The 14,901-nt window shown below is 58.3% G+C and carries 12 protein-coding genes; 1 reads left to right on the forward strand and 11 read right to left on the reverse strand.

Features of this window, described 5'->3' with window-relative positions; genetic code table 11:
* Window positions 1-5 precede the first annotated feature (5 nt).
* The 3 genes from htpG to K1567_RS06920 all read right to left on the reverse strand — a co-directional run bounded on the left by htpG (window position 6) and on the right by K1567_RS06920 (window position 2,925).
* A complete protein-coding gene (gene htpG, locus K1567_RS06910) occupies window positions 6-1,910 on the reverse strand; it encodes a molecular chaperone HtpG (RefSeq protein WP_047882274.1) in 1,905 nt (634 codons plus the stop codon).
* 89 nt (window positions 1,911-1,999) lie between these two features.
* Window positions 2,000-2,452, reverse strand: a complete 453-nt coding sequence (locus tag K1567_RS06915; protein ID WP_034096673.1) for a PaaI family thioesterase — start codon at window positions 2,450-2,452, stop codon at window positions 2,000-2,002.
* The gene (locus K1567_RS06920) at window positions 2,449-2,925 is read right to left on the reverse strand and encodes a PaaI family thioesterase (RefSeq protein WP_220698281.1); all 477 of its coding nucleotides are present in this window, start codon (window positions 2,923-2,925) and stop codon (window positions 2,449-2,451) included. The genes K1567_RS06915 and K1567_RS06920 overlap by 4 nt, the downstream gene beginning before the upstream one ends.
* Window positions 2,926-3,083: 158 nt before the next feature.
* On the opposite strand from K1567_RS06920, the gene K1567_RS06925 reads away from it, so the two are divergent.
* Window positions 3,084-3,326: a hypothetical protein gene (locus tag K1567_RS06925; protein WP_017477534.1), complete on the forward strand. Its 243-nt coding sequence runs from the start codon at window positions 3,084-3,086 to the stop codon at window positions 3,324-3,326.
* Window positions 3,327-3,409: 83 nt separating this feature from the next.
* On the opposite strand, the gene K1567_RS06930 is transcribed toward K1567_RS06925, so the two are convergent.
* The 8 genes from K1567_RS06930 to K1567_RS06965 form a co-directional block, all read right to left on the reverse strand.
* Window positions 3,410-4,150: a DUF599 domain-containing protein gene (locus K1567_RS06930; protein WP_047882242.1), complete on the reverse strand. Its 741-nt coding sequence runs from the start codon at window positions 4,148-4,150 to the stop codon at window positions 3,410-3,412.
* 172 nt (window positions 4,151-4,322) lie between these two features.
* Window positions 4,323-5,636: a branched-chain amino acid transport system II carrier protein gene (brnQ, locus tag K1567_RS06935; protein WP_034096670.1), complete on the reverse strand. Its 1,314-nt coding sequence runs from the start codon at window positions 5,634-5,636 to the stop codon at window positions 4,323-4,325.
* 410 nt (window positions 5,637-6,046) lie between these two features.
* Window positions 6,047-6,928, reverse strand: a complete 882-nt coding sequence (sucD, locus tag K1567_RS06940) for a succinate--CoA ligase subunit alpha (protein ID WP_034096669.1) — start codon at window positions 6,926-6,928, stop codon at window positions 6,047-6,049.
* Window positions 6,928-8,094: an ADP-forming succinate--CoA ligase subunit beta gene (sucC, locus tag K1567_RS06945; protein WP_034096668.1), complete on the reverse strand. Its 1,167-nt coding sequence runs from the start codon at window positions 8,092-8,094 to the stop codon at window positions 6,928-6,930. The genes sucD and sucC overlap by 1 nt, the downstream gene beginning before the upstream one ends.
* 204 nt (window positions 8,095-8,298) lie before the next feature.
* Window positions 8,299-9,735, reverse strand: a complete 1,437-nt coding sequence (gene lpdA, locus K1567_RS06950) for a dihydrolipoyl dehydrogenase (RefSeq protein ID WP_034096667.1) — start codon at window positions 9,733-9,735, stop codon at window positions 8,299-8,301.
* 99 nt (window positions 9,736-9,834) lie between these two features.
* Window positions 9,835-11,058, reverse strand: coding sequence for a 2-oxoglutarate dehydrogenase complex dihydrolipoyllysine-residue succinyltransferase (gene odhB, locus K1567_RS06955; RefSeq protein WP_034096666.1), 1,224 nt, complete (start codon window positions 11,056-11,058; stop codon window positions 9,835-9,837).
* A 44-nt stretch (window positions 11,059-11,102) separates the two neighbouring features.
* A complete protein-coding gene (locus K1567_RS06960; protein WP_034096665.1) occupies window positions 11,103-13,934 on the reverse strand; it encodes a 2-oxoglutarate dehydrogenase E1 component in 2,832 nt (943 codons plus the stop codon).
* A 261-nt stretch (window positions 13,935-14,195) separates the two neighbouring features.
* The gene (locus tag K1567_RS06965) at window positions 14,196-14,900 is read right to left on the reverse strand and encodes a succinate dehydrogenase iron-sulfur subunit (protein WP_034096664.1); all 705 of its coding nucleotides are present in this window, start codon (window positions 14,898-14,900) and stop codon (window positions 14,196-14,198) included.
* Window position 14,901: the final 1 nt, after the last annotated feature.

A 14,901-nucleotide genomic window follows, 5' to 3' on the forward strand; every position in this document is an offset into this window, starting at 1 on the left:
CGTTGTTAAACCGACAGTTCAACCAACAGCTTGTTCAGTCGGCGCACATAGGCGGCCGGGTCTTTCAAGCTGTCGCCGGCGGCCAGGGCTGCCTGGTCGAAGAGGATGTGCGACAGGTCGCCAAAACGCTCTTCGTTCTGCTCGCCGTCGAGCTTCTCGATCAACGGATGCGCAGGGTTGAATTCGAAGATCGGCTTGGAGTCCGGCACTTTCTGCCCGCTCGCCTCAAGGATCTGACGCATTTGCATGCCCAGGTCCTGCTCGCCGATGGCCAGGATCGCCGGGGAATCGGTCAGACGGTGGGAAACCCGTACTTCACTGACAGCTTCGCCCAGGGCGGTCTTGATGCGTTCAACCAGGCCTTCTTTGGACTTGGCCACTTCTTCAGCGGCTTTTTTGTCCTCTTCCGAATCCAGGTTACCCAGGTCCAGGTCGCCACGGGCCACGTCGACGAACGACTTACCGTCGAACTCGCTGAGGTAGCTCATCAGCCACTCGTCGATACGATCGGTCAGCAGCAGCACTTCGATGCCTTTTTTACGGAAGACTTCCAGGTGTGGGCTGTTTTTGACCTGAGCGTAGGTTTCGCCGGTCAGGTAGTAGATCTTGTCCTGCCCTTCCTTGGCGCGTGCCAGGTACTCGGCCAGGGACACCACTTGCTCGCCGTCTTCGCCCTGAGTCGAAGCAAAACGCAGCAGGCCAGCGATTTTTTCCTTGTTGGCAAAATCTTCCGCCGGGCCTTCTTTCATGACCTGGCCGAAGTTTTTCCAGAAGCCTTTGTATTGCTCAGGCTCGTTCTTCGCCAGTTTTTCCAGCATGTCGAGTACGCGCTTGGTCAGCGCCGACTTCATGGAGTCGATGATCGGGTCTTTCTGCAGGATTTCCCGCGACACGTTCAGCGACAAGTCGTTGGAGTCGACCACGCCTTTGATAAAGCGCAGGTACAACGGCAGGAAGGATTCCGCCTGATCCATCACGAATACGCGCTGTACGTAGAGTTTCAGGCCTTTCGGCGCCTCACGCTGGTACAGGTCAAACGGCGCGCGGGCCGGTACGTAGAGCAGCGAGCTGTATTCCAGCTTGCCTTCAACCTTATTGTGGCTCCAGCTCAGCGGGTTTTCGTAATCGTGAGCGATGTGCTTGTAGAACTCTTGGTACTCCTCGTCCTTGATCTCGGTGCGAGGACGGGTCCACAGGGCGCTGGCGCGGTTGACCACTTCCCATTCCGGGGCCGGGGCTTCTTCGCCTTCAGCGGCAGCTTGTTCTTTAGGCAGCTCGATCGGCAGTGCGATATGGTCGGAGTACTTTTTGATGATATTGCGCAGGCGCCAGCCATCGGCGAATTCTTCTTCACCGGACTTGAGGTGCAACACGATGCGAGTACCGCGGTCTGGCTTGTCGATGGTGGCGATTTCAAATTCGCCCTCGCCTTTCGACGCCCAGTGCACGCCTTCGCTGGCGTCGAGGCCGGCACGACGGCTAAACACTTCAACCTTATCGGCGACAATAAAGGCCGAGTAGAAGCCCACGCCGAACTGGCCGATCAGGTGCGAATCCTTCTTTTGGTCACCCGACAGGTTCTTCATGAAATCGGCAGTGCCGGATTTGGCGATGGTCCCCAGGTGGGTGACCGCATCGTCACGGCTCATGCCGATACCGTTGTCTTCGAGGGTGACGGTTTTGGCGTCCTTGTCGAAGCTCACGCGGATTTTCAGTTCGGCGCCACCTTCCAGCAACTCGGGCTTGGACAGGGCTTCGAAACGTAATTTGTCGACAGCGTCAGAGGCGTTCGAGATCAATTCGCGAAGGAAGATTTCCTTGTTGGAATACAGCGAATGGATCATGAGGTGCAGCAGTTGCTTCACCTCGGTCTGGAAGCCCAGGGTTTCCTTTTGAGTTTCCACACTCATGGTCATCAAACTCCAATTGGATGGCAGTGGCCCCGACCTTTAGGGTCGGCGGCGGGTTGTCATCAAAGTTGGGGGCTAAGACCAGGATTTCAAGGGCGACTCGCCTCCTCGATCTTGAAATGCGCACGGGCCGTGGCAATCGGCTCTGCCGCCGTGCTTTGCCACGCGGTGATCGCCACATTCGCCACACGCCGCCCCTGGCGCCACACCTGACACGTGGCGTAGGTGTCGCGGAACTGACCGGCACGCAGGTAATCCAGGGAAAAGTCGATGATTTTCGGCAGCCCCGGCGCCCCGGTAAACACCAGCAAGTGCAACGCTGCGGCCAACTCCATGAACCCGGCGATCACTCCGCCGTGCAGGGCCGGCAAGATGGGGTTACCAATGTTGTCTTTGTTGGCCGGCAGGCGAAACAGCAATTCATCGCCCAACCGTGTGCATTCAATACCGATCAATTGGGCATACGGAATCCCGTCCAGCAGCGCCGTATAGTCACCGCGCGTATGGGCTTGTTCGAGGCGTGTTTTGAATCGATGACTCATGCCTGCGCTCCCTTGATCGTATCGCCCAGCCCCTGCGCGCCCTTGAGGCGCTTGCCCATGCGCATAAACGTGCCCACCACATGGGCGATGGGTTGCTGCGGGTCATCCTGATAGGCGAAGCCACGGGTGAAGATCACGTCGGTCGTGACTCGGTAGCACTGGGCGAAGCCATACACCGGCTTGTGAGGTGCGGCCGGATGCATGTAATCGATGCGTAGATCGAGGGTCGGGCACACCTCGAATTCCTCCAGCACACATAGAGTCGCCATGCCGCAGGCCGTGTCCATCAAGGAGGTCAGCGCACCGCCGTGGATCACGCCGGACTGGGGGTCACCAACAATCGCCGGGCTGTAAGGCAAGACGAGGGTCATGCCGTCCCGATTGGCCTCATGCACGGTAATGCCCAGCACCTGGCAATGGCGCAATGCCGAAACGAAGCGTCGGGCACGTTTTAATAGTGAGTTTTCGGTCATTCGGTCTAGACTCTTATTCGTGTTAATCCGCGGAGTATGTGGTGCGGGCCAAAGTTCCTTGCAGGGTGCGGTTTATATATCTGCGTAATTAAAGGAACTAATGCTGAACCCTCAGGCTCGAAAGGCCAGTAGATATCTTCAATAAGGAGAAACACCCCATGCGCAAGACTTTAGCTATTTCCATGATGCTGGCCGCTGCCCTCGGTCTGGCTGCCTGCGACAAGAAATCCGAAGACAAAGCCCAAGACGCCGCTGCACATTCTGAGCAAGCTCAGAAAGATATGGCGAAGGCTCAGGATAAAGTGAACGACGCTGCGAAAGAAAACGCCGATGCTGCCAAAGCTCAGGCCGAATCCAACGAAGCCGCCGCGAAAGAAGCAGCACCTGCCACCGGTTCTTGAGACCTGGCTTGAATTAGCAGTGCTGCAAAAAGAAAGCCCGCTTATATAGCGGGCTTTACTTTGTCCGGCATTTAACTAGATGGCTAAGACACCGCCTCCTTCGTCGGCTCCGGCAATGGCGTGTCGGTTGGGGTATACACCATCACTTCCAATACGTCGGAATGAAACTCTCGGCGATACAGCACGAACACTACACCGGCGCTCATCAACATGAACAACCATGGGCTGACAAACCACGCCAGCATGGTCATGCCGAAGTAATAAGAACGCAGGCCGAAGTTGAACTGGTTGGCCGCCATGGAGATCACCCGCGCCGCCCTCAGTGCGAAGGCTTTACGCTCCTGTTCGGACACATGTCGCTCGCCGATCATCGGCGCCGACCCCACCAGCACCGCCGCAAAATTGTATTGGCGCATGCACCAACTGAAGGTGAAAAACGCGTAGACAAACACCAGCGCCAGGCACAGCAATTTGATTTCCGACATGCCCTGGGATGCCTGTTGTACCCAGGGGATATCCGCCAGCAACGACACGGCGCGTTCGGAGGCGCCGAGCACCGTGAGAATACCGGCGAGGATGATCAAGGTACTGGAGGCGAAGAAGGAGGCATTGCGCTCCAGATTGCCGATCACGCTGGCGTCGGCGATACGGTTGTCCCGCAGCAGCATGCGCCGCATCCAGTCTTCGCGATACAAGTGCAACACACTGGCCAGGCACGCGGTGTCTCGCGCCTTCCAAGTGGCATAACGGGTATAGCCGCCCCAACACAGCACGAACCACAGGGCGGCAAGCAAGTGGATCTGATTGGCTTCGACGAATGACATGAGGGTCCTGTTAGAAGGTGAATGGTGGCGCGATGCGCTCCAACGTTGGGAGGGAGCCAGCCCCTCCCACATTGATCCAGTTGCAACTTTAGAAGCTGCGCTCTCATAAAGCATAAAAAATGCCCCGTATCGATTGATACGGGGCATTTCAATAATCCTCAAAGCGGGCGCTTTATGCGATGGCTTCGCTGCGCTTGCCGAGCAGACGGTCAATCACCACCGCCACAACCAGGATCATCACCGACGGCACCAACCAGGCCAGGCCCTGCTCGCTCAGCGGCAGGTTAGCCAACTGCGCCGGCAGCCAATCCGCCAAGCCCGCACCCTTGAGGGCATCGATGCAGCCGAAGATAAACGACACCAGCATCACCGGTCCAACAATACGCCCTTGCTCCTGCCAGAAGCCTTTGCAGAAGCTAAGAGCCACCAACACGATGCAGGGCGGATAGATGGCGGTGAGTACTGGGATCGAGAAAGCGATCAGCTTGGTCAGGCCCAAGTTCGACACAAACAAGGAGAACAGCGCCAGGATCACCACCAGGGTCTTGTAGGACAGCGGCAGGATGCGGCTGAAGTACTCGGCGCAGGCGCAGGTCAGGCCCACCGCCGTCACCAGGCACGCCAGGGAGATCAGCACGGCCAGGAAACCGCTGCCCAGAGAGCCGAAGGTATGCTGCACGTAAGCATGCAGTACCGCAGCGCCGTTGCTGGCCCCAGCGGCTACCGCATGGCTACCCGAACCGAGGCGGAACAGGCTTACATACACCAACGCCAAGCCCACACCCGCGATCAGGCCGGCGATGATGGCGTAACGGGTGATCAGCTTTGGCGATTCAACACCACGGGAGCGAATCGCATTGACGATGACGATGCCGAACACCAGCGCGCCCAGGGTATCCATGGTCAGGTAACCATTGATAAAACCCTGGGAAAACGGCGCAGCGACATATTCCGGGGTGGCGACACCGACGTCACCGGCCGGCAGCGCAAATGCGGCGATGCCCAGCACGGCCAGCGCTATGATCTTCAGCGGCGCGAGGAAACGCCCCACGGTATCCAGCAGGCGCCCTGGATACAGGGACACAAAGAACACCACCAGAAAGTACACGGAGCTGTAGAGAAACAGCGCTAGAGGGCTTTCGCCAGTCAAGGGCGCAAGGCCCACTTCAAAGGACACGGTCGCCGTACGCGGCGTGGCGAACAGCGGGCCTACCGCCAGATACGCCGCTGCCGCCAGCAGGCCACCGGCGATTTTGCCGATTGGGCTGCTCAGCGCGTCCATGCCGCCACCGACTTTGGCCAGCGCGATTACGGTGACCACCGGAAGGCCGACCGCAGTGATCAGAAAACCCAGTGCCGCCATCCAGACGTTAGGTCCGGACTGCAAGCCAACGATAGGCGGGAAGATGATGTTGCCGGCGCCCACGAACAGGGCAAAGGTCATAAAGCCCAACGCCAGGATATCCTGGCCTTTCAACACTTTCATTTAAGGAAATACCACACTGCTGAATCGGAATTTAGAGAGGGATTCCCTGTGGATGAGGGAAATACCGGCGGCCCTTTTGGGGACCGACCGTTCCAGCGCGAAGCGTCCTTTTGGGATGCGGGCGCATAAAGAGGCGGCCAGAGTACAGAATTAGGGCGACAAACGCACTGTTGCGGGGCGAACTGTCCGATAAGCGACATCACGATGTCGCATTTTCGTACTTAACTTGGCAATACGAACACATGTGGGAGGGGGCCTGCCCCCGACGGCGGTGTGTCAGCCAATGATTGCGTGGCGGCCCCATTGCCATCGGGGGCAAGCCCCCTCCCACATTGGTCGAAGACATCCAAGAAGCACAAAGGCCACCCGAAGGTGGCCTTTGTGGGCGGAGCGTCAGTTAAGCGCGAGGCTTACTTGACAGCCCAACCGGTCAGCTCGGCCAGGGCCTTGCCGATGTCTGCCAGCGAACGCACGGTTTTCACGCCTGCGTCTTGCAGCGCAGCGAATTTCTCGTCTGCAGTGCCTTTGCCGCCAGAGATGATTGCGCCCGCATGGCCCATGCGCTTGCCAGCAGGGGCAGTCACACCAGCGATGTAGGAAACAACTGGCTTGGTCACGTGTGCCTTGATGTAGGCAGCCGCTTCTTCTTCAGCCGAACCGCCGATCTCGCCGATCATCACGATCGCTTCGGTCTTCGGGTCTTCCTGGAACAGCTTCAGGATGTCGATGAAGTTGGAGCCTGGGATCGGGTCACCGCCGATGCCGACGCAAGTCGACTGACCGAAACCGGCGTCAGTAGTCTGCTTCACAGCTTCGTAGGTCAAGGTGCCGGAACGGGAAACGATACCGACTTTACCTGGCAAGTGAATGTGACCTGGCATGATGCCGATCTTGCATTCGCCTGGGGTGATCACGCCTGGGCAGTTAGGGCCGATCAGGACTACGCCCAGTTCGTCACACTTAACTTTAGCGTCCAGCATGTCCAGGGTAGGAATGCCTTCGGTGATGCAAACGATCAGCTTGATGCCGCCGAATGCCGCTTCCAGGATCGAGTCCTTGCAGAAAGGAGCCGGAACGTAGATCACGCTGGCGGTGGCGCCAGTGGCAGCTACAGCGTCTTTCACGGTGTTGAACACCGGCAGGCCCAGGTGCTCGGTGCCGCCTTTGCCTGGCGTTACGCCGCCAACCATCTGGGTGCCGTATTCGATGGCTTGCTGGGTGTGGAAGCTACCTTGCGAACCGGTAATACCCTGGCAGATAACTTTGGTGTCTTTATTGATCAGGACGCTCATTATTTGCCCTCCGCAGCTTTGACAACTTGTTGAGCAGCGTCGGTCAGGCTGGTAGCCGCGATGATGTTCAAACCGCTTTCTGCCAGTACTTTAGCGCCCAGTTCAGCGTTGTTACCTTCAAGGCGAACAACAACCGGGATTTTAACGCCGACTTCTTTCACTGCACCGATGATGCCTTCGGCAATCATGTCGCAACGAACGATGCCGCCGAAGATGTTGACCAATACTGCAGCGACGTTGGCGTCGGACAGGATGATCTTGAAAGCTTCGGTCACGCGTTCTTTGGTAGCACCACCGCCCACGTCGAGGAAGTTGGCTGGTTTGCCGCCATGCAGGTTGACGATGTCCATGGTACCCATGGCCAGGCCGGCACCGTTGACCATGCAACCGATGTTGCCTTCCAGGGCCACGTAGTTCAGTTCGAACTTGGCAGCGTGGGCTTCGCGCGGATCGTCTTGCGACGGATCGTGGAAAGTCTTCAGCTTAGGCTGACGGTACATGGCGTTGGCGTCGATGTTGATCTTGGCATCGAGGCAGTGCAGATCGCCGTCAGCCTTGATCACCAGCGGGTTCACTTCCAGCAGAGCCAGATCGTGATCCTGGAACAGTTTGGCCAGACCTACGAAGATTTTGGCGAACTGGGCAACTTGCTTGCCTTCCAGGCCCAGCTGGAAAGCCAGCTCGCGACCCTGGAACGGCTGAGCGCCAACCAGTGGATCGATGGTGGCTTTCAGAATTTTTTCTGGGGTTTCGTGAGCGATCTTTTCGATGTCCACGCCACCTTCGGTGGAAGCCATGAACACGATGCGACGGCTCGAACGGTCAACGACAGCGCCCAGGTACAGCTCTTTAGCGATATCAGTGCACGATTCAACCAGGATCTTGGTGACTGGCTGGCCATTGGCATCAGTCTGGTAAGTCACCAGACGCTTGCCCAGCCACTGCTGTGCGAAGGCCTTGGCGTCTTCTTTGTTGCGAACCAGCTTAACGCCGCCCGCTTTACCGCGACCACCCGCGTGGACCTGGGCTTTGACAACCCACTCGGTACCACCGATTTTGTCGCAAGCTTCTGCTGCTGCTTCCGGGGTGTCTACTGCGTAGCCCTTGGATACTGGCAGGCCGTATTCAGCGAACAGCTGCTTACCCTGATACTCGTGAAGATTCATGCTTTTTACCGTCTTCGTTAGGTACTGCGCATTCGGCGCTGCGCTCATTATGAGTGCCGCACCACCTGTGACTGCTGCTTGCGCAACTTGCGGGGCTTATGGCCCGTAAAGCTGCGCAAGGCTGCGTCCAGCGGATATTCCGCGGTGAGTCTTGCGCGCAAGGCTCACGACGGGCAACTCCGCCGTGGTTTCTTATTATCTCGCTTAGCGCTTCTTGCGGTTGGCGATGTGGATGGCGCCGCCATTCACTGCCAACGCGGCTTCGTGCAACGCTTCGGACAGGGTCGGATGGGAGAAGACCATCATGCCCAGGTCCTCGGCACTGGTGCCGAATTCCATACCGATTGCGCCCTGCTGAACCAGTTCTGCTGCGCTTGGGCCAATCACGTGGACGCCCAATACACGGTCAGTCTTGGCATCAGCGATGACTTTGACAAAACCACCGGTGTCGTTGGCTGCCATGGCACGGCCAGAAGCGGCGAACGGGAAGGTGCCGACGTTAACTTCAACGCCTTCAGCTTTCAACTGCTGTTCGTTCTTGCCGACCCATGCAATTTCCGGGTGGGTGTAGATAACCGATGGAATCAGGTCGTAGTTCATCTGGGTTTTGTGGCCCTTGATGCGCTCGACAACCATGATGCCTTCTTCGGAAGCCTTGTGCGCCAGCATCATGCCGCGCACCACGTCACCGATGGCGTACACGCCTGGAACGGTGGTAGCGCAGTGATCGTCAACGTGGATAAAGCCACGCTCGTCGATGTTCACGCCGCTGTCGGCCGCCAGCAGGTCGGTCGTCACTGGACGACGGCCCACGGCCACGATCAGCTTGTCGAAGGTGATGGTTTGTTCGCCATCTTTGTCGGTGTAGGTCACGACCACTTCTTCGCCATTGACCTTCGAGCCGGTCACGCGAGCGCCCAGCTTGATGTCCAGGCCCTGTTTGGTCAGGGTCTTGAACGCTTCCTTGGAGACTGCGGTATCGGCAGCCAGCAGGAACGTGTCCAGAGCTTCCAGAACAGTCACTTCAGCACCCAGACGGGACCATACCGAACCCAGCTCCAGGCCGATCACACCAGCACCGATCACACCCAGGCGCTTAGGCACAGCTTGGAATTCCAGGGCGCCGGTCGAATCAACGATCACGTTGTTGTCGACTGGAGCAGGCGGAATGTCGATTGGGCGCGAACCTGGGGCCAGGATCACGTTTTCAGCTTCGATCACTTCAACCGAACCGTCAGGCTTGGTGATTTCGACTTTCTTGCCGGCCAGCAATTTGCCGTGGCCTTGCAGGGAAGTCACGCCGTTGGCCTTGAACAAGGTGGCAACGCCGGAAGTCAGGCCTTTAACGATGTTGGCTTTACGGCCGACCATTGCTGGCACGTCCATGGTCACGCCGGCGTGGTTGATACCGTGGATCGCGAAGCCGTCTTGGGCTTCGTGGAATTTCCAGGAGCTGTCCAGCAGCGCCTTGGAAGGAATGCAGCCAACGTTCAGGCAAGTACCGCCCAGCGCCAGTTTGCCTTCCTTGTCAGTGTATTTTTCGATGCAAGCAGTCGAGAGGCCCAGTTGAGCAGCCTTGATGGCGGCAACATAGCCGCCAGGGCCCGCGCCAATCACTACAACGTCAAATTTCTGCGACATGAAAAAAATTCCTCTATTCAGCGACAAGCTTCAAGCGACAAGCTGCAAGCCAAGCTGCTTTTTCCTACAGCTTGTAGCTTGCAACTTGCAGCTGCGTCTTTAGATATCCAGCAGCAGACGAGCCGGGTCTTCCAGCAGGTTCTTGATGGTCACCAGGAAAGTCACGGCTTCTTTACCATCGATCAGGCGGTGATCGTAGGACAGTGCCAGGTACATCATCGGGCGGATCACGACTTGGCCGTTGATGGCCATCGGACGCTGGATGATGTTGTGCATGCCCAGGATCGCGGCTTGTGGCGGGTTGACGATCGGCGTCGACATCATCGAACCGAAGGTACCACCGTTGGTGATGGTGAAGGTACCACCGGTCATCTCGTCGATGGTCAGCTTGCCGTCACGGGCTTTCTTGCCGAAGGTGGCGATGCCGCCTTCGATTTCAGCCAGGCTCATCAGTTCGGCGTTACGCAGGACCGGAACCACCAGGCCACGGTCGCTGGACACGGCAACGCCGATGTCTGCATAGCCATGGTAGACGATGTCGTTGCCATCGATGGAAGCGTTGACTGCCGGGAAGCGTTTCAGCGCTTCGGTGGCCGCTTTCACGAAGAACGACATGAAGCCCAGGCGCACGCCGTTGTGAGACTTCTCGAACAGGTCTTTGTACTTCGAACGCAGGGCCATGACTTCGGTCATGTCGACTTCGTTGAAGGTGGTCAGCATTGCCATGTTCGACTGGGCTTCAACCAGACGCTTGGCCACCGTGGCACGCACGCGGGTCATCGGTACGCGCTTCTCGGTGCGGTCGCCGGCGGCGAACACAGGAGCAGCGGCAGCCGGGGCAGCCGGCTTGGCAGGTGCGGCAGCTGGAGCGTTCTTCTTGGCTTCAACCGCAGCAACCACGTCTTCCTTGGTCACGCGACCGTCTTTGCCGGTGCCTTTGATGGAAGCCAGGTTGATACCGTTTTCTTCAGCCAACTGGCGCGCAGCCGGTGCAGCGATCGGGTCTTCAGCACCAGCGGCCGGAGCGGCAGCTGGAGCCGAAGCAGCAGGTGCAGCAGCCGGAGCAGGTGCAGGTGCAGCAGCGCCGCCCTCTTCGATCGAGCCCAACACCTGGTTGGACAGGACGGTAGCGCCCTCCTCGGCAACGATTGCGCCCAGCACGCCGTCAGCTTCGGCCAGCACTTCCAGCACGACTTTGTCGGTCTCGATGTCGACGATCAGGTCGTCGCGCTTGACAGCTTCGCCTGGTTTTTTGTGCCAGGTGGCAACGGTGCCATCGGCAACCGATTCCGGGAATGACGGGGCTTTGATTTCGATAGCCATTATCTGTGGGTCCTTAAAATTCGGTTTCAGTCAGCGCGAAGGCGTTAAACAGTGAAAGCATCTTGCAGCAGTTTTTCCTGCTGTTCGGCGTGCATCGACGCATAACCACACGCAGGTGCGGCGGAAGCATCACGGCCGGCGTATTCCAGGCCCAGGGCCTTGTTATGGTTGCCAATGCTGCGACGCAGGTGATGCTGGCTGCTGTACCACGCGCCCTGGTTCATCGGTTCTTCCTGGCACCAGACCACATTCGTGAGGTTGGTGTAAGGCGCGATGACCTCCATCAGGTCGTCTTCCGGGAACGGGTAAAGCTGCTCGATACGCACGATGGCGATATCTTCGCGGCCTTCGGCACGGCGTTTTTCCAGCAGGTCATAGTAGACCTTGCCGCTGCACAGGATCAGGCGAGTGACCTTGGCCGCGTCCAGCGTGTCGATTTCTGGAATCACGGTCTGGAACGAACCGTCCGCCAGATCTTCCAGGGTCGAGACGGCCAATTTATGACGCAGCAGCGACTTCGGAGTCAGCACAACCAGCGGCTTGCGCAGAGGACGAATCACCTGGCGACGCAGCAAGTGGTAGATCTGAGCCGGGGTGGTCGGTACGCAGACCTGAATATTGTGCTCGGCGCACAGCTGCAGGTAACGCTCCAGACGGGCCGAGGAGTGCTCCGGACCCTGACCTTCATAACCGTGCGGTAGCAGCATGGTCAGACCGCACAGACGGCCCCACTTATGCTCGCCGCTGGTGATGAACTGGTCGATCACCACCTGGGCGCCGTTGGCGAAGTCGCCGAACTGGGCTTCCCAGATCACCAGCGCATTCGGCGTGGTGGTCGAGTAACCGTATTCGAAGGCCAGTACAGCCTCTTCGGACAGGAACGAATCGTACAGGTCGAAACGTGGCTGGCCTTCGTACAGGTTCTGCAACGGCACGTAGGTGCTGGCGTCTTTTTGGTTGTGCAGTACCGCGTGACGGTGCGAGAACGTACCGCGGCCGATGTCCTGGCCGGTCATGCGGATCGGGTGACCTTCGAACGCCAGGGTCGCGTACGCCATGGTTTCGGCGTAACCCCAGTTGATTGGCAGGCCGCCGACTTGCATCTTCTGACGGTCTTCGTAGATCTTCGAGACCTGACGCTGAACCACGAAGCCTTCCGGAATTTCCAGCAGCTTGGCGGACAGTTCCTGCAGGGTCTTGAGGTCGAACGAGGTATCGTGACGCGCGGTCCAGGTGTGGCCCAGGTACGGACGCCAGTCAACGAACAGCTCTTTGTTCGGCTCTTTGACCAGGCTTTTCACTACATGCAGACCGTTGTCCAGAGCGTTGCGGTATTCGTCGACTTTCGCCTGAACACGCGCTTCGTCCACCACGCCGGCCTTGGTCAGGCTTTCGGCGTACAGCTCACGGGTGGTGCGCTGCTTGGTGATCTGCTGGTACATCAACGGTTGGGTGCCGCTTGGCTCGTCCGCTTCGTTGTGACCGCGACGGCGGTAGCAAACCAGGTCGATCACCACGTCACGCTTGAACTGCATGCGGTAGTCGACGGCCAGTTGGGTCACGAACAATACGGCTTCCGGATCATCACCATTCACATGGAGGATCGGCGCCTGGATCATCTTGGCAACGTCGGTGGCGTACTCGGTGGAGCGCGAGTCCAACGGGTTGCTGATGGTGAAGCCCACCTGGTTGTTGATGACGATGTGAACGGTACCGCCAGTCTTGAAGCCGCGAGTCTGCGACATCTGGAAGGTTTCCAGAACCACGCCCTGACCGGCGAATGCCGCGTCACCGTGGATGGAAATCGGCAGAACCTTTTCACCAGTAGTGTCGTTACGACGGTCCTGGCGAGCACGCACCGACCCCTCGACCACTGGCGAAACGATTTCCAGGTGGGATGGGTTGAATGCCATGGCCAGGTGAACTTCACCGCCGGAGGTCATCACGTTGGACGAGAAGCCCTGGTGGTATTTAACGTCACCGGAACCCAGCTCGACCTTCTTCTTGCCTTCGAACTCGTCGAACAGCTCACGCGGGTTCTTGCCGAAGGTGTTGACCAACACGTTCAAGCGACCACGGTGGGCCATACCGATCACGACTTCCTTGGTGCCGTAGGAACCGGAACGCTGGATCAGCTCGTCGAGCATCGGGATCAGGCTTTCGCCGCCTTCCAGACCGAAACGCTTGGTGCCCGGGTATTTGGTCCCCAGGTATTTTTCCAGGCCTTCGGCAGCGGTCACGCGCTCAAGCAGGTGGCTGCGAACGTCGGCGGACAGCGCCGGACGGCCGCGCACACCTTCCAGGCGATGCTGGAACCACTGGCGCTGCTCGGAATCGGTGATGTGCGTGAACTCAGCGCCGATGGTGCGGCAATATGTCTGCTGCAACGCCTCGTGAATTTCGCGTAGGCTCGCTTCCTCTTTGCCGATGAACAGGTCGCCGGCACGGAAGGTCGTATCAAGATCGGCATTGGTCAAGCCGTAATGATTGATCGACAGGTCAGCCGGTGCAGGACGCTGCCAGAGCCCCAGCGGGTCAAGCTGGGCCGCCTGGTGGCCACGCATCCGGTAGGCCTGGATCAGTCGCAGTACTTCAACTTGCTTCTTCTCATGCTCACTGCTCACGCTGCCGGCGGAAACCGGTTGGGCGCGGCGCTGGTTCTTTGCCAGCAGCACAAACTGATCGCGAATTGTTGCATGCGATACATCGGTGGCAGCGTTGCCGTCTGAAGACAACGTCTGAAATTTGGTGCGCCATTCTTCTGGCACAGCGTTAGGGTCGTGCAGGTAGAGCTCATAAAGCTCTTCCACATAGGCAGCGTTACCACCTGAAAGATAGCCGCTGTTCCACATGCGCTGCATCACGCTTTCTTGCATGCTTGGTCACCCTCGATTTGGGGACACCACCGGCGAAAACACCGAGTTTGCTTGCAAAAGGCCAAGTGCAGCGACCAAAACAAGCCACTTAGGATCACGCTGATAGTTCGGGTACCAACCCGAATGCCCCTGCTTGTCTCATTTCTTCAAAATAAGAGCCGCGGCTTTGTAAGTCGCTGCTCAAGTTAAAACTACGGCGCCGGTTGAAGCCTGCGCCGCAGCATTTACGGGCACAACGGTCCTGCTTTGTTACAACGTCAGTTACACGCCGCTTTGCAGCAGCATGTTACGGATGTGACCAATGGCCTTAGTCGGGTTCAGGCCTTTGGGACATACGTTGACGCAGTTCATGATCCCGCGGCAGCGGAATACGCTGAACGGGTCATCCAGCGAAGCCAAACGCTCGGACGTCTTGGTGTCACGGCTGTCTGCCAGGAAGCGGTACGCTTGCAGCAGGGCAGCTGGACCCAGGAATTTGTCCGGGTTCCACCAGAAGGACGGGCAGGAGGTCGAGCAGCAGGCGCACAGAATGCACTCGTACAGACCGTCGAGCTTGTCGCGCTCTTCCGGGGACTGCAGACGCTCGATGGCCGGGGCCGGCGTGTCGTTCTGCAGGAACGGCTTAACTTTCTCGTATTGCTTGTAGAAGATGCTCATATCGACGACCAGGTCACGGATAACCGGCAAACCTGGCAGTGGACGAACGATCAGCTTGTTGCCTTTCACCACGGCGGACAGCGGCGTGATGCACGCCAGGCCGTTTTTGCCGTTGATGTTCATGCCGTCGGAGCCGCAGACACCTTCACGGCAAGAGCGACGATAGGAGAAACCTTCGTCCTGCTCTTTGATCAGGGCCAGCACGTCCAGCACCATCAGGTCTTTACCACCGGTATCGACCTGGAATTCCTGCATGAACGGCGCAGCGTCCTGATCAGGGTTGTAGCGATAAACACTGACTTTCAACATG

This window comes from Pseudomonas sp. S5F11, assembly GCF_019641515.1.
GTDB classification, from domain to species: Bacteria; Pseudomonadota; Gammaproteobacteria; order Pseudomonadales; family Pseudomonadaceae; genus Aquipseudomonas; species Aquipseudomonas rhodesiae.